We start from the raw sequence: 21,054 nt of genomic DNA, 5'->3' as shown, positions 1-21,054 counted from the left end.
AACAGGCTTAATCTACAGAAGAAAAGCAAGTTGCGTACTTTTCACCGAGGCAAAAAAAGGCATAAGCAAGCCTTTAGGTAAGAAGACCAACCAGAACGAAGGGCTTACCAAGGTAGTAATTTATAGAACAGCATCATATACTGTTCTATCTATATAGTTCTACTAAATACAGGATTAAGGCAAGCTGATCTTACCCATCTGCACCGAGGGAATACTTTGCTTTCCAGTCCCGAAATCTATCTTCTCTCCTACCAGGCATTCATTGGCCAACGTAGCAAACAAGACAGCTTCCTTTGCGTCTGGCGACACCCCAAGTTCTGCGGTATTCCGGATGACAGCGCCAGAAAGCAGTTGGGTAATGTTCTGAAGCAGCAAGGGGTTGTGCATGCCGCCGCCGCTTAGGAAGATTTCAAATTGCTCCTCGTTCGTAGATCTGGAAATAGCCTCGCAAATGGCCGTGGCCGAAAACCGGTTCAAGGTGGCCATCACATCCTCCGGTGATAAGTGAGTCGTATTTGAAGTTTGCTGGGCTTGTTCCAGATAGGCAAGATTGAACAGCTCGGGACCAGTCGTCTTCGGAAACCCTAATTCAAAGAACGGATGGTCCAGCAGTGCAGCCAGCAATGCAGCGTCATATTTTCCTTGTGAGGCAATTTCTGAATCAGCATCATAGTACTTACCCGGAAACCTCTGTTGCACATAGGCATCCATGAGGGTGTTGCCAGGTCCAACATCGGTAGAGAAGATGCGGGTGGTGTCCAGGTCGCCAGGCAGGAAAGTAAAATTCGCGATCCCCCCAATATTCAGCATGATCCTATTCTGCCCTTTTTCAGAAAACAGCAGATAATCGCCATACACTGCCAATGGGGCTCCTTCTCCCCCAGCCGCAATGTGCTTCTGCCGGAAATCACTAAGCGTGATAATGCCTGTCTTCACCGCAATGTGGTCTCCGTCGCCAATCTGTAGGGTGGCATTGGGCATGCCCTCTATCTGGTGCTGCGAAGCCGGGGCGTGGTAAATGGTCTGACCATGGCTGGCAATCACGTCTACCTCCTCGGGTGCCACCTTCCACTTCTGCAGACAGGCATTGATCAGCTCCGCATGAAAGCTCCCGATGTAGGCATTCATGAGGCACACCTTTTCCAAATCTACCTCGCGCTTTGAAAAGATAGCCTTTACCTGCTGCTTGAACTCCGTGCTGTATGGCATGGTGTCAAACTGCTTGAGCACCATCTGCGTTTGGGTGCCATGCCCGGTAAACTCACAAAGTGCCACATCCAGCCCATCTAACGAGGTGCCTGACATTAACCCAATGATCGTTCTTCTTTCTTTTTCTGCTATAGCCAGCAGACGACGGAGACCTGTATTCATAGCTGCTTTGGGAAAGCGGAAAGGTAAAGCAGATTTTTGAGAGGCAAAACTATGGCCGATCTTTTTTGTAGCGGCACCTACCTTTTGATTTTTGTAGAGATTGGGCAAGGCCTTGTCTCTGAAGTTTGCTGTTTAGGTGATGTGAACGCAGAGTTCTGCAAGAGTGGCTCATCCCCCTACCCCCTTCAAAGGGGGACGGAAGGCGAACTAATGAATAAGGTTTACTCTTATGGTTCAAGTTTTCAACTTGGACCCATCATGATCTGAAGTTTACTACTTCAGTGAGGCGATAGTCTCAAATGAGACAGCCGTTAAAATATATTATCCCCAACAAAGCCCCATTTAGCTCCATTTTTCTAGAAAACAGCCTAAAAACAGAGAACCCCGCTCCTAAAATAGAAGCGGGGTTCTGAAGGAAACTGTAAGCTAAAGTAAAAACACCTTAGCTTTTGAAATGTTTTATCGTTGCGCCATAACAGGTTGCAAGGCCAGTTGGCGTAGGTGCGAGATGTGGGACATGATGGCGTTTCTGGTTTTTGGGTACTCGTGGTACGTTACCCCAAACTCCGCGCAAGCTTCTTTGATGATCTTGCTGATGGCCGGGTAATGCACGTGTGAGATTCTTGGGAACAAATGGTGCTCAATCTGGAAGTTCAGGCCTCCCGTTAACCAGGAAACAACCTTGTTCTTAGTCGCGAAGTTGGAAGTGGTTTTCAATTGGTGCAAAGCCCACTCATCCTCAATGCGGTTCGTAGACTCCGTAGGAACTGGGAAGTGTGCGTGCTCTATGGTGTGCGCCAATTGAAACACAATGCTCATAACTAATCCGGTAAACATTCCATAGATCAGGAATCCTACCAGCCAAGGCAGAAACCCAACGGTGTAGATAGGTACCACCACAAATAAAGCAAAGTGCATCACTTTGAAGCCCCAGAAAGAAAAGTGGTCTTTGCGTGACATCTTCTTAATAGGAATATCGCCTACTTTTTGGGTGAAATACTTCGCGTAATCGGTGAAGAAGATCCAGTACATGTAGAGCATGGCATAGGCGCCCCAGAAATAGTAATGCTGGTATTTGTGGATCTTCAGGTGCTCCTGGTTTTCGCAAAGGCGCAGGAAGGGCTTGGCATCCAGATCATCGTCTACGCCATCAATGTTGGTGTAGGTGTGGTGAATGATGTTGTGCTTGGTGGTCCACATGTGGATGTTGGCACCCAGTATGTTTAAGGTAAGACCTGCTAGTTCGTTCACCCACTTCTTCCGGCTGAAACTGCCGTGTCCGCCATCGTGCATGATGTTAAACCCGATGGCCGCAGTTACCCCGCCCATCAGAACGCACTCAACTAAAGCCAACCAAACTGGTGGCGTTAAAAACACTAAATGGACGTATAGGAACACCAGGCTGGAAATCAGCACGGCGGCTTTAATGTATAATTTATAATTGCCGGTGGGGTGACTTCCTATTTCTTCAAAGTACGCGTTCGTGCGACTTTTCAGTTCAGCGTAAAAAGAAGTGGTGGGGGCAATGAATTTGGGAGTTACCATAAAGGACAATTAGGTTGATAATAAGCTACAGAGCTATCTCAACGCAAATCGTCAATCAAATCCATAACGTCTTTGAAAGGTAACACTTTCAAGGTTAGTATTAATTCAGATCTAAGTAAAAACAGCTAACTATTCCTATATACGGCCTCGGTTTATACCTAGTTTGCGCCTTCTACAGAAATAGTTTACTGCCCTTTACATGAAGCCACACTTATTGCTTTGCTGACTCCAAAAGCTGGTTGCTGGCCATCCAGTTCAGGCAACGGTCAAACCAATAATCTTTGGTGGTTTTGTTGTTCAACCCGAAGCCGTGGCCGCCCCGTTGGTAAATGTGCAATTCGGCCGGGACTTTATGCTGGAGCAGCGCCTGGTAGAACAATATACTGTTCTGCGGAGGCACGGCGCCGTCATCTGAGGCATGCACCAGGAAGGTAGGCGGGGTTTGCGCCGTCACCTGCTGGTCATTGGAATAGGCCTTCAGTTTTTCCTTTGTAGGCTCTTTTCCCAAAAGCCGCTCAAATGAACCTTTGTGCCAAACGGCAGGGTCACTGCTGATGACCGGGTAAATCAACAGCAGGAAATCGGGCCGAAGCGAGAGGTTCTCAGGGTTCTGAATTTGGGGTTTAGTAAAATGCGTTCCGGCAGTGGAAGCCAGATGTCCGCCTGCCGAGAAGCCCATGATGCCTACTCGCTGCGGGTTAATGTTGTACTCCTTTGCGCGCTTGCGCACATAGTAAAGCGCCTGCTGGGCATCCTGCAAAGGCGTGATTTCAGGTTGCGAAGTAACGGCGGCCTCTGGCAGACGGTACTTTACCACAAAAGCGGCTACGCCTTGCTCGGCAAATTTCTGGGCCACATCATAGCCCTCATGGCTGGCGGCCAGTTTGGCATACCCGCCGCCCGGACAAATCACCACGGCCGTTCCATTCGCTTTCTCCTTAACGGGCAGATAAACGGTGATGGTAGGTTTCCTCACCTGCGTAATACTTACCGTTTTGTCGGCGCGTACTTCTTTCTTTTCCTGGTTAGGCCCGGGTACTTCATTGGGGACTTTACCTTCGTACAAGGGTAGCTCCACTGGTTTGGACTGGCTATAGCTGCAGGTAGCAACACAGGCCAACGCCAATAAGACAACTAGCTTTTTCATTATGCTCATGAGTTTAAAAGGAAGGGTGTTTTAGGGATAGCTTAGGTAAACTACCCCTAAAACACCCTTACAAGATATCAGAATTGCTTTGTATTAACTAACAAACTGCTCATCGGCGGTGGGACCATACATGCCGGGCACCGGTACATCCAACAGGCGCAGGTACACACTCAATTGCCCTCGGTGGTGGATGAGGTGGTTCATGGCCAGGTTCCGGATGACTACCTGCTTAGGCATAGAGACAATCACATTTCCGTTGCTGCGCAATGTCCAGGTTTTGCCTATCTCCACCACATTAGTGTCATTCAGAGCCTTGACAGCTTTCTGGTAGTTTTCCTCAAAATGGTCCATTAACTCCTGGTGCGTGGTACCAGCAAACGGTTTATAGCTCTGTGGACTCATATCCACCTCCTCCGTTTTCAACACTGCGGCAATGAACAACCCTGGCAATTCGGCCACGTGGGCCGCCAGGGTTTTCAGAGACATACTTTTAGCGTGCGGTTTCCAGTCAAAATGTTCATCGGGCACTCTTTCCAACATCTTGCGGGTATTGGCTGCCTCTTGTTCAAATTGGCGCAATAGCTTTTGGTTTAACTCCATAGTTCGTTTGTGTTAGGGGTGGTTGGGATAGGTAAGTTAGAAAAAAGAACGGGAGCAGAAAATATTCCTGCTCCCGTTCTTTCAAAAGACAATGGCCTGTAAGGGCCTACCGTACTTCACCCATCCACTTCCTGATGACGCTGCTGAACAGGATCAGCACCACGCCTATACCCAGCGACCACAACCCAATCTGGTTCAGAATCTGGGCATAGTACGGCAGCGACAGCACCGGATTGTCTACCACGTTCTGGGGAACGCTCATAAGTGCCCCAATCTTGCTGGCCAGAAACTCCCCCACCGCACTTGCGAAAAACCAGATCCCCATCATCATGGCTACAATTCTGGCCGGTGACAGTTTGGTAATCATGGACAACCCGATGGGCGAAATACACATCTCGCCGCAGATGATGAAGAAGTACCCGGCAATAAAGGTGATCAACGGAATCAGGCCGCTACCCTCGCTGGTTCTGCAGCCCAAATAGAACACGTAAAAGCCCAGCCCAACCAGCACAAACGACAACCCGAATTTTGTGGGGGTGTTGGGCTCAATGCCTTTCCGGTTCAAAGCTGGCCATAACCAGGCGAAAAAGAAGCTGAGGATGACCACCCAGGCCGGCGGCAAAAAGTTGTTCACTGCCAGTGCAGGAAGCTCTACCCCTCCCACGTGCATGTCCACGTTGCGCATGGCAAACAGGTTCAAAGAGCCGGCGTTTTGTTCATAAAATGCCCAAAACAGCGCTGAAAACACGATCAGCACCAAGGCCGCAAACAGCTTGAACCGGGCTGCTGCTTCCATCTTAAAGGCGATGAACAGAATATACAAAATGGAAAGCGCTCCCAGTCCAAACATGATGAAGTCCATGATTTCATAGCGGTTGAACAAGGCCACTATCACGGGGATGATGGCCAGGGTAGCCACGTAAATTACCACTTCTTTGCTGATGCCCGCAAAAGCCGGGGCTTTTAAATCAGCGGGGTTGGGCGGAAGACCTTTGTCACCCAAGGATTTCTTGCCCAGCGCAAACACAACCAAGCCCAAGATCATGAACAAACCTGCCAACCCGAAGCCGTAGTGCCAGTCTATCTGCTGCCCTACGTACCCGCACAGCAAACCACCAAGCGCCGCGCCAATGTTGATGCCCATGTAGAAGATGGAGAAACCGCTGTCTTTGCGTGGGTCATTGTCAGCGTAGAGCGTACCAACTAGGCTGGAGATATTGGGCTTGAAAAAGCCGTTTCCGCAGATGATGAAGGCCATGCCGTAAAAGAAGCTCCAGTCCTGCGGAACCGCCAAAACCAGGTGACCAATGGTCATGAGAATACCACCGTACATCACGGCTTTGCGCCCACCCAGATAGCGGTCGCTCATCATGCCCCCGAACATGGGCATGGTGTACACCAACGCCGCGTAAGAGCCTAGAATAGCATAGCCTTTGGGTTCATCAAACTTGAGTTCAGTGATCATGTAGGCCAGCAACAGGGCCTTCATGCCATAAAAAGAAAAGCGCTCCCACATCTCAGTGAAGAAGAGCATGTAGAGCTGCTTAGGGTGTCCCGTGGAGGTAGGTGCCTCCGGAATTTGAGGTTCGGTTAAATCCATGTCAGGTGGTAAACGTGATGTTGAATGGCTGATTGACCTGACAATTTAGGGGTTCTTGGTGAGAATTGAGGCAGCTTTGTGGATTTACGCCAACAGCTGCGAGGCCACGCGCTGCGCCAGCTGCCTTTGCTCCTCAATGTTTGCAATGCCCTCGGCACCGAATCCTGACAAGGCGCTCCACCGAAAGGCTGGAAACGGAAATGCCTAGGCCAGACCATGCTGTATAGCGACAGTAGAAGCCTAGTATTTTATCGTTGACTCTAGGAAATCATAGTTACCATTTACGAAGGCTTCCAAAAGTTGCGCAGTTTGTTCTGGTGACTTGTCTAGTAATTCGGTGGTATAGTCATTCTTGTGTTTATGCCATAACCCGAGTAGCCTTTTAACTGTTTTAGGCCGCTGGTAAAACACGTAAAACATTATTTCCTGCCCATTTTCTAAAGCTGAAACAAGCATTTTTTGATGAGAATGCTTGTTCTCGAAGTTTAATGTAGGCGAGAAATGAATTTCTCCTTGCTCCATTTCTTTCATCCTCTGCAACCAATCTCTCCAAGGATAGGCTTGGAACAGCGGAAGAATTTTCTCTCCTTCAATTGTTCCTAGGTCAATGTCTTTCGCCTGAATTGGGCTGGAAAAGAAATAGTGGAAAATCGGCTTGTTCTTAAATGAATTTGACAATAATAACTCTTCAATGGCAAGAGAACCCTAGCTATTTTTTTATAACCTTACCACTTTCAGCAGCCGTCAAGGCATCTTGCCTCAACCACTGTTTTAAGCCTCTTTTCAAGATAAAAGCTTAAAACAAATCTAGGAAGAGCTTTTAACCAGCCATTGGCTTGCACCTCGCAGCCACGGAAACTTTACTAAGAGCAACCATTACGTTTAGGTTCTACCTTTTGGGAAACCAGTAGTAATCACATTCCTGAACGCCTCTTCCTAAATAGGCACTGTTTCTTGGCAATTCAGAATCCAAGGCAGATCCTTTATCGAAAAGTAAAAACAAGCCAAGAAGCAAGACATGATCTTCATCGTTGTTGGCCACAATAAATGCCTTCTTAGGATCAAGGGGATAACTCTCCCTAGCATCATATTTTGCGACTTGCTCCCCAGATTTGAATAATGACTTTTTATAGCCGTTGTGCCAATAGAAGTTGTAGTGAAAACCTTTATACTCAAATGCCCAGTGACCTTTCCAAATACTCACCACAGTTACTTCCACTACCTCAGAATCTAAGTAAAGAAAATAAGTTGGTTTTCCCTTTTTCCAAAAACTTGAGCTTTCCCCATTCATTAATATCGCCACGGGTCTATTTTCCAAATCATATATTTCCCCGAAAGGCTTTTTTGAGGATGCCCAGAATACTTCCCCAGTTAAATATGGAGAATCCTCATCGTTTCTATAAAACTGGTATTTGCGTTCTTCCTGGTAAATATTAAGTCGCATTTAACAATAGAATTGACCTTAATTCTCTCCTATAACCAGCTTTGCCTCCGGCTTCTTCTCACTAAGTACTTGCTTAATCCCGGCTAGGCCGTCAGAGATATTCTCCATCTGCGCCAGCACCTGCCCTACCTGGTTGCCATCGCCGAAGCCTTTGAGCTTGTTGTTGCGCACGAAAGCGATTTTGATGTCTTCCCAGCGCTGGTTTTCTTCTGGGGTGGCGACGCCGATAAGTTGCTTGAACTTGAGCATGTTGGCTTCGGCACCGGTAGTGAGCGTTTGGGACTCTGATTGGTAGTGAGACAGGATAAGCGTGTGCAGTTCCTGGTCGTTCATGATGGGCATCACCTTTTCGGCCAGCTTATTCATGTTGCGGTAGGAGCCCTGCATTTTGAACGGAGGCTCGGTGCGGTACTCGTCGGCTTGGGCGGCGGAGCGGATGTACTCCAGGTTCACCTTCAGAATCACGTCGCGGATAGACAGGAGTTTTTTGAGCACGGTCACGTATTCGCTGATTTCGGCGGCGGTGTGGTTACCTTCCAGTTCCATGCCTTCGCTGTTGCCGGTCTCGGCCAGTTTCACCAGCGCGTACACGTCTTTCTGGCTTTTCGCAGAGAGCTTCGCCAGCACTGCGTTGGAGGTGAGGGAGTTTTCAATGTAGCTGAGTTTGAACACGACTTCGGTGTCGCCGATGATGTCGCCCAGGTTGTAGATGTCGGCGCGGTTGGCGAGCATGTCCGGGATGCGGAACTTGTCGCCGGTTTCAGTGTAGGGGTTTCCGGCCATGACCACGCACACTTTCTTGCCCCGGAAATCATAGGTTCGGCTGCGGCCTTTGTACACACCCTCAATCTTGCGCTGGGCATCGCAGAGCGAGATGAACTTTTGCAGGAACTCGGGGTTGCAGTGCTGAATATCGTCCAGGTAAATCATCACGTTATCGCCCATCTCGAAGGACAGGTTCAGCTTCTCCAGTTCCTCACGGGCGGCGGCGTTGGGTGCCTCCGTAGGATCCAGCGCCGTGACCTGGTGCCCAATGGCGGGGCCGTTGATTTTCATGAAGATGATGCCCAACCGGTTGGCGATGTACTCCATGAGCGTGGTCTTGCCATAACCCGGCGGCGACAACAACAGCAACATGCCCATAAGGTCAGTACGTTTGGTCTCGCCCGCCGTGCCCATCTGCTTGGCTAAGTTGGCTCCAATGAGCGGCAGGTACACCTGGTCAATCAGCTTATTCCGCACAAACGACGACATAACCCTCGGTTTAAATTCCTGCAACCGCAGTTCCTCCTCAAACACCACGGTCATCTGGTGCTTAAGTGCGTGGAAGGCCTTGTACTGGCTCACCACATTGATTTCATAATAGCTTAGTTTCTGCTGAAACTGGTGGAAATGCAACGGGTATTGCTGCTCCTGTAACAGCGGGTGGCTGCCCTGCATGCCCGCTAGTGTTTCGCGCAGGTTGGCGTGCACCAGTTGGGTTGGCTTCAATTCATTCAACAGCAACAGCACCGAAGCTTCGGGCACGTATTCCAAATCCTCCGTGCGACTAGCTTGCGTCAGAAAAGCCTTAAGCCAATGCTGCTTCAGCTCAAACCGCTCTACCTGGCATTCCTCCAGCGCCTTCGCCGAAGATTCAAACAAACTCCACGCTTTCTTTTCGGTGAGGTACTGGTGGAAATCGTGCACCAGTTCCGCCGCCTGCGCGCTGGAAATGAAATGGTCGCCGCGGGTGAGTTCAAAGAACAGGTACTCACCGCCGGCTTTGGCATTGGCCTCGGGCAGCAAACGGGTCTCCTGCAGGAAGGTCTGGAGTTCGTGCTGCAAGTCCAGTTTAATGGCATCGAACTGGTGCGTCTCGGGGAAAACCTGCAAGATGGCGCCCACGCCTTTCAGTTGATGATGGAAAAGCTGTTTTTGGCCTTCTTTCGCGAAAACAGCCCAGAAAAGGCGGGCGGCGGCGCGGTCTAGAGCGGTATAGCGGAGTAAGTCGGCAGTCTTGAACATACGTACCAGGGCACTCACAATCAAGGCGGCGTCATGGTCGTGCACGCCTTTGAGGTAGCCTTCGCTGAAGCGCACGGCCATGAACTTCTGCACGTACGCGGTCAGCTCCTCGGCGTGGAGCTTGTGCAGTTCATCCAGGGTCAACAGGTGCAGGCTTCCTTCCGAAGTTTCCTCTGCGGGGGGTGTATTCCTCGCCTGCTGTGCCGCTTGTAGAATCTGGAACGCCAAATACTCGGCGCGGTACACCTGTCCATTCTCCGAGATGAGCGATTGTTCCCACACAGGGCGGTAGCTCACAAAACGCTCATCGGTGATTTTCTCGAAGAAGTTAGTGCCGGTGAGGTGGTAGTACATGGCGTCGTCACGGTGCACAATGCTCAATTCCAGCGGCTGGGTATTCACGGTGAAGTGGTGCGTGCCGAACTTGAGCACGTTCTGCCCGTCCACGAACAGTTCGCTCTTGTCTTTGAGCTGGCGCACGGAGTCTTCGCGCAGCGTTTTCAGGCGGCTCTGGATGGAATCGGCTTTCACTGTGTCGCCCATGGCCAGGAGCTCGTCCACGGTCGTGCGCACCTTCTCCATCATCAAATCGGAGGCGAAGTAGCCGTTGATTTCGGCCACGGTGGTCAGCTTGCCGAGGCGGCTTTGCACGGCTTTCAGGATGCGGTCGGCGGCCTGTTGCAGGGTGGTGGCGCGTTTGTTCCGGGCCTCCTGCAGCGCGACTTTCTTGCTCTCGAAGGCCGAGTAAATCTCCTCGCGTTTATCGGCTATTATTTCCAAAAAGGCGTCAAACTCCGAGAAGCGGCCTTCCAGTTCCTCCAGCTGCACCATGAGTTTAGTGAGGTACTCGTCGCATTTCTGGGGCGAGTCGCACACGTCCAAAAAGTTGATAACGCTCTGGCTGATGAGTTTGATCTGGGCGTTGAATTCGGCCTGGCCCTCGGCACTCAACAGCTCCTGCCGCTTGCGTTTAAGCGTGGCTTTGGTTTTGTTGAACGAGGCGTAGATGGTGGAAATGGCGTCTACAATACGCGTGGTCTGGGTGGCGTCTTCAATCTTGAGGTTGCTCACAATCTCAATCAGCATTTCCAGCTCCGCGCTCACCCCTGAAATTTCTTTCTCCGTAGCATCGGCCTCCACCACTTTGGCAATCTTGTCAATACCGGTTGTAATTTCCGCTACCCGCTGTTCATACGGCACCAGGGCATCAGGCTTTAGCAAGAACTCCACTGTTTGGTTGGCTATGTCCTGACTGAAACTCTGCAGCTGGGCTTCATAGGTTTCAATGCGGGCCACATCGGCGTAGCGCAGTTCTTTCAAAGAAATCACCTCACCGCGCACCGAACGCAGATCGGCTAAAGCTTTCACGTAGTCGTTGATGTGCCCGGCGCTCTGCATCTTGAGTCTGGAGAGCAAGGCATCGGCTATGCCTAGCACCTGCTCTACCTGCGCCTGTGTGCTCTTTCTGATGCTGATGACCTTCTCAAATTCCTCAACCGCCGCGGTGGCCGTTTGGCGAATGGCCGAAAGGGGCTGCGCCAGTTCAAACGTCTCCTTTTTATCCAGCCAGTGGTAGCTGTCCAGCAAATCGGTGGTGCCTTTGATGAGGTCCAGGTAGAGGTTGTCGTAGGAGTCTTCTTTGTGCACCAGCGTCAGTACCTCGGTACACTCGGCCATGGCCCGCACGATCTCTTTGTTGCCTATTTTGTACAGGAACGATTCTTTGGTAACCGGAATGGTGTAGTTGGAGCCGATGTACGGCGTTTGCCAGATCTGGAGGGCGTGGTGTTTTTTAGGCTCCTCATCCGCTCTGAAATAACAAAGCTCGCCGTTCTCATAGATGGCGTAACCGTGGCAGATGATGGGGCTTTCTATCTTCTGGGTGATGAGGTTGTAGCTCAAGAGCAAGTACACGCCGCTCTCCTTGTTGTAGAAGACGTACAGGAAATCTTCGCCGTTGGGAGAGGCGATGCGTTTTTCAAATAGCATCTCCTGTAGGCCGTTGTCAAACGACTTAAACTCGCCGGTGTGCAGGTAGTAGCCGTAAGCGTAGATGATGCCTTGATTTTCGGGCAGGAACACGCAGCAATCCTGGATGGCGTCTATGCGGCGCACTTCCTTCAGCTTGGCGTTATAGACCAGGTAGCGGTAGTTGTTCTCGCGGTACGGTCTTATCTTTATTAGGATGAGGTTGCCGATGAGGGCGTAGTACAGCTCCGAGTCGTCCAGCGTCTGGTCTTTGTCGTCTACCGGCTCGGAGTAAATGCCCTGGCCAGTTTCAGTATTGTCCTCTACTTTAATAGTCAAATCCCCGCCGATGGCCTCCACGAACACCTTGTCTTCAATGGAAATGTGCGGGTGCTTGCCTTTGCGGTGCGCCTCGCGAGCCACGCGTTTCCAAGCGAAATCATGCTGGTTCGGGAACGTGTATTCGTGGTCAGAGCGGTTGTCCAGGTACGTTAGTTTGCCACCTTGTAGCGCCCATTTAAAGGTTTTGACGTCGTTCACGCCTTTGCCCACCCGGAACACCATGAACAGGTGTACGCCCTGCATGGCAAACTTCACGAACTGGGTGTTCTTATAGTATTTGTAAAGCTTCTGGAAATCGTCCCGAAAGGTGACGTTGTTAATCAGGTCCAGCGGCTGGTGGTGGAACTGGTGGCCTTCGTAGGTATAAACGCTGAACACATCACTCAGCTCTACCTCGGTCTTCAGTCCCAGGTGCACGTTGTACCCAAAAAGCAGCAGCTCTCCCACCGGCACCATGTCCCAGGGTACGCAATTGTGCTCCGTTGTCACCCGCTCCGTGGCCAGCAACTTCGTCTCAATTGCCCCGAAGACTTCTTTTCGCTCTTGGTTTAGATTGTCCAGCAAGCCGCGCAGTTCCGCGCCGCTCTTAGACAAACGGTTCCGGAGGATTTCATAGGTGCCACCTTCCAGTTGAACGGGGGCTGTTTCTGGAGATGGTGAAGTAGGAGTAGTGGAGGCCATGGTGTTAAGGTAATAGAGGTTCTTGGGTTAAGTAGGCAACTCATTTCAGGCCCGTTTTTCTAAAACTTCGCCTAAAAAAGAGCCTTTCCTGGTCTTAGAAGAACCTCCACCCCTGCACCTGCTTACACCGTTCCTAGTGGCGCAGTTGGGCAAGCTGTTGTTTCAGTTCTTCTACTTTGTTTGCTTCAGATTGCTGCTCGCGCTTCAGTTTGACTTCTTTTTCGCGGGCCAGTTGCTTATGGGTTTTGAATTCTTCGGTAAGCTCGTCGTAAGCATTAATTTTCTCCTGGGTCACCCGATTGCTGTTTTTGTACATAAATGCAAAAACACCAGCTATTGCTCCCAAAGCCAGAATGATGACCAAACTCAGGATCACATACACCTGTTTGTCCATGTCAATGCCCAACACCGACAAGGTGGCGACATCATGGGCTCCCTGTTGGATCTGCTGTTCTTTCTGGGCATTGGCTTCCTGCAGCGCCTGTACCTGCAGTTTCTGATCGGCCAGTTCCTTCTGGGTTTGGGCCAGCTTCACGGCAGTTTCCTTTCCGGCGTTTTTAATGCTTTGCTCCCGCGCCCTCAGGGTATCCTGCACGCTTTTGAAGAAGGCATCCAGGCTGGCTTGCTTTACCACCTTGTGAGGCTGGTTGTACTTCATCTCAGTAGAAGACCTGAACTTCAAAGAGCTGAATTGTTGCTGCAGGCTAAAGTTCGCGCGGTCTTTGGCCGTAGTTGCCGGCGTTTGGGCCTGGGCTGCGGTTAGTACCAAAACACTGAAGAGAAGGGAAAAAGAAATAGCTTTCATAGGGGTACTGTTAGCGTCAATAATTTTGTAGCTGAAATTAAAATTACTGATTTATAACCAAGCAGGAAAGCCGAAAACAGATAGTTTTCCCACATACGCGCTGTTTTTACCCACACTCAGCCCTGAAAAAGGCTTTCATTCCTTTTCGTCTGGTTTTCAGAAATCAGCTTTAAAAGTCACGAGCAACACTGACTCCCAATAAGTTAGAAAACCGTTTAACTCATTCTTCCATTTCTTTTCGCAGAAACAAAGCAGTATTGAAATCAACTTCCCGCCGAAGACAAGTTCAAACTACCCAGGTAGCGTCTCTCCGCTTATTTTACCCTATTTTTCGGAAAACAGTACTGAAACGTCCATCACCAAATGGTGGCTGAGGCTTAATCGCTTATGGCAAAGAGAAGCCACAAATAGTAAGCAACTATTTGTATTCCCTCTCCTGAAAATCAGGAGAGGGAAACAGGAGCATCTTAGTTTAAGGTGTAGACCGGCTTATCCCCCAGCCCTAAGGCAGAGGCAGTAGAGGTTAACTCCCGGAGGGTGTTGGCAGTAGCTTCATCCAGGGTCTTTTGCTGCATCATTTTCAAAAGCAGGGCCGAAACGCTCAGGTTGCGCACATCCTCTGAGTTCATGTTGAACTGGTTAATGAAGCGTTGCAAATTTGATTTGAAGTCAATGTGGCCGTTGCTGTCTTTCTGGAAAAAGGCATCTTTCACGGTACCCAGCACTTCGCTGTTGGTAACCAAGCGGTCTACTTGTTTGCCTTTGGTGATGGAACCTACAATCTGATCAAAGAACATGGTCTCGCCGCCTACTATGTCAATTTTGGCAGCTTTGAGAGCTTCAGACAGTACGGCAGCCTGTGACGCGGCAATGTCTTTCTGGATGTCAATCTGGGCCAGTTCAATGGCTTTGTCTTTCTCCAGGCGAAGTTTGAATTCTTCGTGTTCTTTGCCCACGCCATCCAGTTTTTTCATGGCATCGGCTTTCTCTTCAATGCCTTTAGCTTCCACGGTGAACTTCTCTCCGCTTACTCTTGCCTCCGCTAAACCACGTTTCTCTTCGGCGGCCGCCATGTTGGCGATGATAGAGGCATCAGCCAGGCCTTTCTCTTGGGTGATTTTGGCAGCGACTAATCCTAATTTTTCGTCGGCTTCGGCCTGGGCTTCAGCGTTGACGCGGGTGGCTTTGGCAGTGGCCACGGCCTGGCGCTCGGTTACGTTCGCTTCGGCTTCTCCTTCTTTCTGACGGGCGGCGGCTTTGGCTTCCATCACCTGGGCCTCAGAAAGCCCTTTGGCGGCGGCTTGCGTGGCTTCGGCTTCGGCCATTACTTTGATGGCTTGTGCCCGGTTCACCGACGAGGTTTTCTCAGCTTCGGCGTCAATCAATAGTTGCTGGGCCCGGAACTCAGAGGCTTGGCGGGCAGCTTCGGCGCCTTTGATCTCTTTCACCAAGGCTTCTTCAGCGACCATGGTGGCGGTAGTAATGGCGACTGATTTCAGACGCTCGGCCTCAGCAAAAGCTTTAGTGTCTTTGATTTTTTCTTCCTCTTCCACCACGGCTTTTTCCACGGTAATCCGCTCCCGGATAATGCCTTGAATATTCTTGCGCTCTTCTTCTATGGCTTTCTCCTTCTCAATCTGGGCCAAGGCCACAATGCGCTCTTTCTCGTTTTCTTCCAGCAACTTGGCTTGCTCTACGCGCACGGTTTCCACGGCATCGGTGCGCTGTTTGCTGCGCTCAGCTACCAGTACCTGCCGGTCGCGGTTCTGTTCAGAGATCTGAACTTCCTCGTCGGTAGCAATGCGGGCGCGCTCTGAAATCATACGCTGCTCCTGCCGCACTTTCTCAATCTCGGCGGCTTCCCTTGATTTAATGGTAGCAATCTCGCGGCGTTGTTTTTCTTCGTTTTCTGCCAGCTGCTTTTCCAGCTCCAGAATAGTCTCCTGAGCCTCTACGTTCTGCTTTTTGATGGTTTTCTCACGCTCACGCTCTATGAGGTTGGCTTGTACTTTCTGGCGGGCGGTGAGGTCAATGATCTTCTTGATACCTTCGGCGTCCAGAATGTTGTTTTCGTTCAGTTGCGTTAGCGGCGTCTGCTCCAGGTAATCAATGGCGCAGTCGTCCAACACGTAGCCGTTGAGGTCGGTACCGATGGTTTGCAGAATCTGGCGCTTAAAATCGTCGCGGCTTTGGTACAGTTCCACAAAATCAAAGTGCTTGCCCACGGTCTTCAGGGCTTCTGAGAATTTCGCGTCGAAAAGGCCTTCCAGCGCTCCCGGGTCTGAGGCCCGCTTACATCCAATGGACTGTGCCACCTGCACTACGTCTTCCTGGGTTTTGTTTACGCGCAGAAAGAAGTTCACCTTGATATCGGCGCGCAGGTTGTCTTTACAAATCAAACCCTCGGCCCCCGTACGAGCAATCACGATGGTTTTCAACGTGATGTCCATGACCTCCAGCTTGTGGATGATGGGCACCACGAAGATGCCGGAGAAAGAGACTTTGGTATCGCCCATGCCGGTACGTACCATGGCCTCGCCCTGAATGGCTTTGCGGTACATCTTAATGATGACCACAAACACCCCGAAGGCAATAAGCGCCAACATGAGGGTAGATGCGAGAGTAAGAGATTGAAACATAGAAGGTAGAATTAAATTGTTTATAAGGTTCTTTTAAAGCTGATAAGGTTCAATCACATAGAGATTGGTTTCTGGCAGGTACTCAATCACCAGGGCGGTTTCGCCTTTCTGCACCAGTTGGGGGTGAGGGGTTTTCACGTTCAGGAGCACCGGGGAACCCTTGGTTTTCACTGCTGCCTGCCCTATTTGGGCATTATTGGCCGGCAGAAGAATGGTACACATCTGCCCGATAAAGGCGGTATTTGGCGCCTCCCCCTTCTCCATGGCCGCAAAGAGTTTCACGAAGGGCAGGGTCAGGAACCTGGAGATGAAAAGAGAGACGACCATGATCGGAAGCATAAGCGCCAGTCCCACCCAGGTTGACTGCGTGCCCAGCGCATGGTTCACCCCCACCGACAAAGCCCAGTAAGGCAAAGCGAAGAAGGAAAGTACGATCATGAGCGGCACCCGCCCCAGGTGGAAGAAGGCTAATACTGCATCAAACCCCTGCAAGGAGGAAAGTCCGTCACCGTCTACCTCCAGATCAAGGTCCACGTCTAACGTGCTGATTTCTAATATGCCTAGGATAACCGTTACCCAATACAGCAAAACGAGAAGAAGCAAACCGCTGGCAAATACGTTGGCGCTGGATAAGGAGGCTTGTAGAAGTTGTTCCATACTCAATTACTCTCTTGGCTAAAAGTACAAATTCCTAAGATATTACAATCAACACGAGCCTTGCTCTGCAAAATTTTTAAATTTTCTAAGATGGTACTCAAGGGCAGAGCACGGTGGGCAGAAGATTTACAAAGAATGTTTGCCATTGCTCCTCCTGCTTCTCTATCAGCGATTTCCCTGCTTCCGCTACCAGCGGAAAGACGGTCTGGGTCAATTGGCTTACCTCCTCTGCCCCTTCCTTCACTACCAAAAAGCCAATTACCGCGAAAAAAATAAATCCGATTTGTCCCATTGTGAATAAGTAATGAGGTATGCGTCTTGCGTTCTTCGTCAAGTTTTTTTTCGTTTAGAGCCTGATTCTGAAAAGAGGGCTAAAAACGGGAGGATGTCATTTTCTTGATTTGCCAGTGCGGCGTCACTGTACTTCTTGATGGGGTCTGTTTTGTTTCAATCAGCCTCTAAACTTTGATTTTAAGGCTGCTCTTTAAAGCCTCCAAACGGCAGCCCGCTGGACGGAAAATTGAACTGCTTATTTAGAACATCTGCTTTTTGGGCAAAGTTTTGGGCGGTACAGGCCTTTTTATTCTCTTCGGCTCTTCTTTGAGATTGATTGCCAACAAAGTCACGCGAAGCCATTGGGTGGCCGGTTGCTGCCTCCTTCTCTTTCAAGTGCTCCAGCAACACCACTGATCCTTCGGGATTGATCTGGGACATCTGTTGGTCAATGGTTTTGGTAGTACTTTTCACCATCACCCTTGACCGAAGGACACGCACTTGCATTTCCCATTGCTTGATGGTAGTCTTTAGCGACTCTATGTTTTGCTCCAATTGGGCCACTGAAGGGGCTGCCACTAATTGCTCTTCGGGATCAGCTTGTCTGTTGAGGCCTTTCTGGGACCGGATCAATCTGGCCTTTGCCTCCTTTAAGGCAAGCTTACTTTTCTCCAGTTCAACCTGCAGTTCCTGGATTTCTTTTTCAGTTCTCCGGATGGGCTCGTTTAGTTGTTCCACCGAAGGGTGCACCCTAGCCTGTCCTAGGTTGAAAATGCGTTGCAGAATGTTCATCTCGGCTGGTTTAGTTTTTAGAGAAATGGATAAGTTGCTCTCTGTACTCGCTTAGTAAAAGCGCCAGCGAGTTAAGAGAAGCCTCCAGTTCATGCAGGTCCAGTTTGCTCATTTGCAGGGTATCCCGGAAGATAAGCCGCCTTCCTGATTCATCCAGCACAAAGGCCCCGTGAATAATGTCGCGGTTCTTTTGGAGCAGGTTTTGGTAAACGGCCGCAGAAACAGCGGGCAGTTCCATGATGTACTGCTCCATGATCAGGAGCGGATCTGTACACCCAATAACCAGGTTCTTGATACCTAGGCTCTCCTTCTCTACCACAAACACACAATCCTGGGGATCTTCGTGGGTGATGCGGTACTCCAGTTCTACCAGGTAGTTTTTCACTTGCAGAAAGTAGTTCTGTTTCATCTCTTATTCAATTTTACATTTATAGGATAGATACCCACCAGCTTCCTCAACCCAACTTTGGCTCCCGAACCTTTTTCACTATAAAATATACCAAGCCATACACCATTACCCAGGACACCACATCCAACACAAACTTTATGGTAAGCAACCCTTCCTCAAAGGGATTATAGTTGAATCCGGTCAAAAGATGCACCACCTTCACCACTATATAAGTGATCAAAAGGGTCATCAAACTAATCCGGGTGCTTTCTGTTCTCATGGGTCGTCTTTTTATATGGTTTGTGCCTTTATCAGATGCTTCCAGTTCCTTTTTACCTCTTTCCTGAAGGGCTATCGCAATCAAGAGAGTTGCCTTCCCCTAGCAGGGCAGTTGCTCATAACTCTGACCTTTCCCCTTATGGTTCTTTTATATTTTCAAAATCAGATATTAGAAAGGTAAGCTAAGCTGCTGCTCATGCTTGTAGCAATTACCAAAATAACTCCTTATCTTGTCCTGATTTCGAGAGCAATTATACTATAAAAAATAGATAAGCTCAAAATTGTAGCACATTTATTTTTAAAATATTTTTATGTCGAGCATTGGGAAGAACATAAAGAAGATCAGGACGGTCAAGAATTTGAGCCAAGCTGCCTTTGCGCAACTCTTTGACTTAGCGCGTCCTAGCGTGGGCGCGTACGAAGAAGGACGCTCTGAACCCAAAATCGATACCCTAGTGCAGATTGCCCGACACTTTGGCATCAGTCTAGATTTATTAATCACCAAAGAACTGACTGTTAATGATTTATATGGATTTGATATCTTCAAACCTGATTTACAGGCAGAGCAGCTGCTCATAAAAGTAGCAGGAGCAGCCGAATCACCCGCTCACCGGACGGCTTTGGTCATGGCAAATGAGCAACCGGGGTATTTCACCCTCCGGCAGGAGAGGCAATACATAGATGGCCTTCCTTCGTTGATTTTACCCGGCAAAACCGATGTGCTGCACCGTGCCTTTGAACATACCGGCTCTGAGATGCAGTACCAGCAACACGGCCTTCGGCACGGTGATATTCTGTATTGCTCCTTTGTACCCCCTGAAGCATCACAGTTGAAGCCCAACGAAGTTTATACCCTGGTGACCCCAACCAAACTTACCACGCGCCGCTTCCAGGGGCTTACCCAAGAAGGAGCCCTTCTCCTGAAAGCAGACAATCCAGACTATGACCACCTTACGTACGCGGTAACAGAAGTGACCGAGATATGGCACGTAGATGGAGTATACAGCACCTACCTCAAGTCACCTTCCTCGCTGGAAGAACGCCTCACCCGGTTAGAAACCCTGGTGCGGAAACTTTCAGGGGAACAAGAGAATGATTAATCGTTTGGGAGGTGTTTCCAGAAAAAGGGGTTTAAACAAGGGGTAGGAAAGGGCAGTTTGTTTAAGTTGCGAGCAAGCACGTGTACCCATAGTTTGTATCTTTCTGTTCTACTAACCTAACTTCTACCAGTTGAAAACCGTCTTCTCCATCTTCAAGAGTGCTCCTAAACTCAGAAATGAAGTGTACTTCAGTCCCGGCGAAGCCTGCCTGAATGCCATTCTGGAAAGCATTGGAGCCGCCACCTCATCTTTGAAGATCTGCGTGTTCACCATTTCAGATGACCGCATCACTAACGCAATTCTGGCGGCGCACCGCAAGGGGATCAAGATTCAGTTGCTCACTGATAATGAGAAACTGTTTGATAAAGGCTCTGACATAAGGCAGTTGGTAAAGGCAGGCATCAAAGTAAAGGTAGACAACACGGCTAACCACATGCACCACAAGTTTGTGGTAGTAGACCAGACGCACGTGCTTACCGGTTCCTATAACTGGACCAGAAGCGCCGCTCTGTATAACCATGAAAACGTGGTGGTGATCTCAGATGCCCACGTAGTAGCTGGGTTCGTGAAGGAATTCACCCGGCTGTGGGACGAGATGTCTTTCTTTAAAGAAGGGCAGATTGGCTAAGGGTCTCACAACTCCCGAGCCGCAGGGTTTATCTGGTTCAGTTTCATCCGGAGCAGGTACTCGCCAAACAAGGCATTGCCGTAAGTAGAGCAACAGTCAATGATGTAGCCTTTGGTGCCATCGGGGGCGGAGACCAGGTACAGAACCGCTACTTTGTGTGCCCCTTTCCATTTCTGGAACCGGAGGCAATTCTCCATGACAAGTTGTTCTGGGGAATACACCTGGTTTGTTTGAGAACACTGCCAGCCCTCGGGAACACAGGTAAATGTATGCAGGTACCCTATTCTCTTTAAATAGGTAATTGCTTCCTCTATATCTGAAAACTGCTCAAGCCCCATGCTGTCCCTCCTCTCCGTTTCATTCGTGCCTGTACTTTCTTTGTCCCCGTACCTAACAGGTAAGAAGGTTAAAATCGCCTGCTTCCTTTTCTGGCTAAGAGGCCTGTACCAATTGGTAGGCCTTTTCAAAGTCGGGCACTACCGTAAACAAATGCTCTACCCTAAGTAACCTTAGAAGCTCCTGTTGGTGGTTGCTCAAGTTCAGAAGCGTGATATTGGCTTGCGCTTGCTTAAGCAAGAGCAACTGGCTTACAAAGTGACTGAATCCTAAGCTTTTTACGCAATTCAAGCTGGAACAGTCTATCCAGACAAAATATTCCTGGTTTGCCTGCCTTGGGCTTTGCCACCGCCGGGTTAGCCGTTGGTCAGAGGCATCCAAATCATCCTGCAATAGAATAATCACTTTTCCACCTATCTTCTCGGTAATAATCTTCTGCATTGCGCCTTTTC

Annotated in this window: 19 protein-coding genes; 2 read left to right on the top strand and 17 right to left on the bottom strand. The window is 49.7% G+C overall.

Going from position 1 to position 21,054, the window contains the following annotated elements:
- Positions 1-174: 174 nt before the first annotated feature.
- The 15 genes from DC20_RS14665 to DC20_RS14595 all read right to left on the bottom strand — a co-directional run bounded on the left by DC20_RS14665 (position 175) and on the right by DC20_RS14595 (position 18,539).
- A complete protein-coding gene (locus DC20_RS14665) occupies positions 175-1,371 on the bottom strand; it encodes an anhydro-N-acetylmuramic acid kinase (RefSeq protein ID WP_062545973.1) in 1,197 nt (398 codons plus the stop codon).
- 459 nt (positions 1,372-1,830) lie between these two features.
- Positions 1,831-2,916, bottom strand: coding sequence for a fatty acid desaturase family protein (locus DC20_RS14660; protein ID WP_062544524.1), 1,086 nt, complete (start codon positions 2,914-2,916; stop codon positions 1,831-1,833).
- A gap of 211 nt (positions 2,917-3,127) precedes the next feature.
- Entirely contained in the window at positions 3,128-4,063 is a 936-nt protein-coding gene (locus DC20_RS14655; RefSeq protein ID WP_062544523.1) for an alpha/beta hydrolase, read from the bottom strand.
- Between the two features lie 93 nt (positions 4,064-4,156).
- Complete coding sequence (locus DC20_RS14650) at positions 4,157-4,663, bottom strand: DinB family protein (RefSeq protein ID WP_062544522.1); 507 nt, start codon at positions 4,661-4,663, stop codon at positions 4,157-4,159.
- Positions 4,664-4,769: 106 nt separating this feature from the next.
- Positions 4,770-6,263: a peptide MFS transporter gene (locus DC20_RS14645; RefSeq protein WP_062544521.1), complete on the bottom strand. Its 1,494-nt coding sequence runs from the start codon at positions 6,261-6,263 to the stop codon at positions 4,770-4,772.
- A gap of 240 nt (positions 6,264-6,503) precedes the next feature.
- Positions 6,504-6,941, bottom strand: coding sequence for a hypothetical protein (locus DC20_RS14640; RefSeq protein ID WP_062544520.1), 438 nt, complete (start codon positions 6,939-6,941; stop codon positions 6,504-6,506).
- Positions 6,942-7,152: 211 nt separating this feature from the next.
- Positions 7,153-7,707 (bottom strand): hypothetical protein, encoded by a 555-nt coding sequence (locus DC20_RS14635; RefSeq protein WP_062544519.1) that lies wholly within the window; start codon positions 7,705-7,707, stop codon positions 7,153-7,155.
- An 18-nt stretch (positions 7,708-7,725) separates the two neighbouring features.
- The gene (locus DC20_RS14630; protein WP_062544518.1) at positions 7,726-12,705 is read right to left on the bottom strand and encodes a DNA repair ATPase; all 4,980 of its coding nucleotides are present in this window, start codon (positions 12,703-12,705) and stop codon (positions 7,726-7,728) included.
- Positions 12,706-12,838: 133 nt separating this feature from the next.
- Positions 12,839-13,510 carry a hypothetical protein gene (locus DC20_RS14625; protein WP_062544517.1) on the bottom strand — a complete coding sequence of 224 codons (672 nt, stop codon included), beginning with the start codon at positions 13,508-13,510 and terminating at the stop codon, positions 12,839-12,841.
- Between the two features lie 467 nt (positions 13,511-13,977).
- On the bottom strand, positions 13,978-16,149 hold the full coding sequence (locus DC20_RS14620) for a flotillin family protein (RefSeq protein WP_062544516.1): 2,172 nt from the start codon (positions 16,147-16,149) through the stop codon (positions 13,978-13,980).
- A 33-nt stretch (positions 16,150-16,182) separates the two neighbouring features.
- Complete coding sequence (locus DC20_RS14615; RefSeq protein WP_062544515.1) at positions 16,183-16,806, bottom strand: OB-fold-containig protein; 624 nt, start codon at positions 16,804-16,806, stop codon at positions 16,183-16,185.
- 97 nt (positions 16,807-16,903) lie between these two features.
- The gene (locus tag DC20_RS14610) at positions 16,904-17,098 is read right to left on the bottom strand and encodes a hypothetical protein (RefSeq protein WP_062544514.1); all 195 of its coding nucleotides are present in this window, start codon (positions 17,096-17,098) and stop codon (positions 16,904-16,906) included.
- A 179-nt stretch (positions 17,099-17,277) separates the two neighbouring features.
- Positions 17,278-17,871, bottom strand: coding sequence for a PspA/IM30 family protein (locus tag DC20_RS14605; protein ID WP_062544513.1), 594 nt, complete (start codon positions 17,869-17,871; stop codon positions 17,278-17,280).
- Between the two features lie 10 nt (positions 17,872-17,881).
- On the bottom strand, positions 17,882-18,280 hold the full coding sequence (locus DC20_RS14600) for a YbjN domain-containing protein (RefSeq protein WP_062544512.1): 399 nt from the start codon (positions 18,278-18,280) through the stop codon (positions 17,882-17,884).
- A 46-nt stretch (positions 18,281-18,326) separates the two neighbouring features.
- Entirely contained in the window at positions 18,327-18,539 is a 213-nt protein-coding gene (locus tag DC20_RS14595; protein WP_062544511.1) for a hypothetical protein, read from the bottom strand.
- A gap of 310 nt (positions 18,540-18,849) precedes the next feature.
- On the opposite strand from DC20_RS14595, the gene DC20_RS14590 reads away from it, so the two are divergent.
- Complete coding sequence (locus DC20_RS14590; protein ID WP_062544510.1) at positions 18,850-19,638, top strand: helix-turn-helix domain-containing protein; 789 nt, start codon at positions 18,850-18,852, stop codon at positions 19,636-19,638.
- 130 nt (positions 19,639-19,768) lie between these two features.
- Positions 19,769-20,266 carry a phospholipase D-like domain-containing protein gene (locus DC20_RS14585; protein ID WP_062544509.1) on the top strand — a complete coding sequence of 166 codons (498 nt, stop codon included), beginning with the start codon at positions 19,769-19,771 and terminating at the stop codon, positions 20,264-20,266.
- A 5-nt stretch (positions 20,267-20,271) separates the two neighbouring features.
- Here DC20_RS14585 and DC20_RS22895 read toward each other — a convergent pair whose 3' ends face one another.
- Positions 20,272-20,463, bottom strand: coding sequence for a hypothetical protein (locus tag DC20_RS22895; RefSeq protein WP_157593170.1), 192 nt, complete (start codon positions 20,461-20,463; stop codon positions 20,272-20,274).
- Between the two features lie 235 nt (positions 20,464-20,698).
- Complete coding sequence (locus DC20_RS14575) at positions 20,699-21,043, bottom strand: STAS domain-containing protein (protein ID WP_062544507.1); 345 nt, start codon at positions 21,041-21,043, stop codon at positions 20,699-20,701.
- Positions 21,044-21,054: the final 11 nt, after the last annotated feature.

Source organism: Rufibacter tibetensis (assembly GCF_001310085.1).
GTDB classification, from domain to species: Bacteria; Bacteroidota; Bacteroidia; order Cytophagales; family Hymenobacteraceae; genus Nibribacter; species Nibribacter tibetensis.
The sequence above is the reverse complement of the archived record's forward strand: the minus strand, read 5'-3'. Positions and strand labels throughout refer to the sequence as shown.

Excerpts from the sequence above, each read along its gene's own strand:
- DC20_RS14665 (WP_062545973.1), bottom strand. The coding sequence starts at position 1,371 with ATGAATACAGGTCTCCGTCGTCTGCTGGCTATAGCAGAAAAAGAAAGA.
- DC20_RS14660 (WP_062544524.1), bottom strand. The coding sequence starts at position 2,916 with ATGGTAACTCCCAAATTCATTGCCCCCACCACTTCTTTTTACGCTGAA.
- DC20_RS14655 (WP_062544523.1), bottom strand. The coding sequence starts at position 4,063 with ATGAAAAAGCTAGTTGTCTTATTGGCGTTGGCCTGTGTTGCTACCTGC.
- DC20_RS14650 (WP_062544522.1), bottom strand. The coding sequence starts at position 4,663 with ATGGAGTTAAACCAAAAGCTATTGCGCCAATTTGAACAAGAGGCAGCC.
- DC20_RS14645 (WP_062544521.1), bottom strand. The coding sequence starts at position 6,263 with ATGGATTTAACCGAACCTCAAATTCCGGAGGCACCTACCTCCACGGGA.
- DC20_RS14635 (WP_062544519.1), bottom strand. The coding sequence starts at position 7,707 with ATGCGACTTAATATTTACCAGGAAGAACGCAAATACCAGTTTTATAGA.
- DC20_RS14630 (WP_062544518.1), bottom strand. The coding sequence starts at position 12,705 with ATGGCCTCCACTACTCCTACTTCACCATCTCCAGAAACAGCCCCCGTT.
- DC20_RS14625 (WP_062544517.1), bottom strand. The coding sequence starts at position 13,510 with ATGAAAGCTATTTCTTTTTCCCTTCTCTTCAGTGTTTTGGTACTAACC.
- DC20_RS14620 (WP_062544516.1), bottom strand. The coding sequence starts at position 16,149 with ATGTTTCAATCTCTTACTCTCGCATCTACCCTCATGTTGGCGCTTATT.
- DC20_RS14615 (WP_062544515.1), bottom strand. The coding sequence starts at position 16,806 with ATGGAACAACTTCTACAAGCCTCCTTATCCAGCGCCAACGTATTTGCC.
- DC20_RS14610 (WP_062544514.1), bottom strand. The coding sequence starts at position 17,098 with ATGGGACAAATCGGATTTATTTTTTTCGCGGTAATTGGCTTTTTGGTA.
- DC20_RS14605 (WP_062544513.1), bottom strand. The coding sequence starts at position 17,871 with ATGAACATTCTGCAACGCATTTTCAACCTAGGACAGGCTAGGGTGCAC.
- DC20_RS14600 (WP_062544512.1), bottom strand. The coding sequence starts at position 18,280 with ATGAAACAGAACTACTTTCTGCAAGTGAAAAACTACCTGGTAGAACTG.
- DC20_RS14595 (WP_062544511.1), bottom strand. The coding sequence starts at position 18,539 with ATGAGAACAGAAAGCACCCGGATTAGTTTGATGACCCTTTTGATCACT.
- DC20_RS14590 (WP_062544510.1), top strand. The coding sequence starts at position 18,850 with ATGTCGAGCATTGGGAAGAACATAAAGAAGATCAGGACGGTCAAGAAT.
- DC20_RS22895 (WP_157593170.1), bottom strand. The coding sequence starts at position 20,463 with ATGGAGAATTGCCTCCGGTTCCAGAAATGGAAAGGGGCACACAAAGTA.
- DC20_RS14575 (WP_062544507.1), bottom strand. The coding sequence starts at position 21,043 with ATGCAGAAGATTATTACCGAGAAGATAGGTGGAAAAGTGATTATTCTA.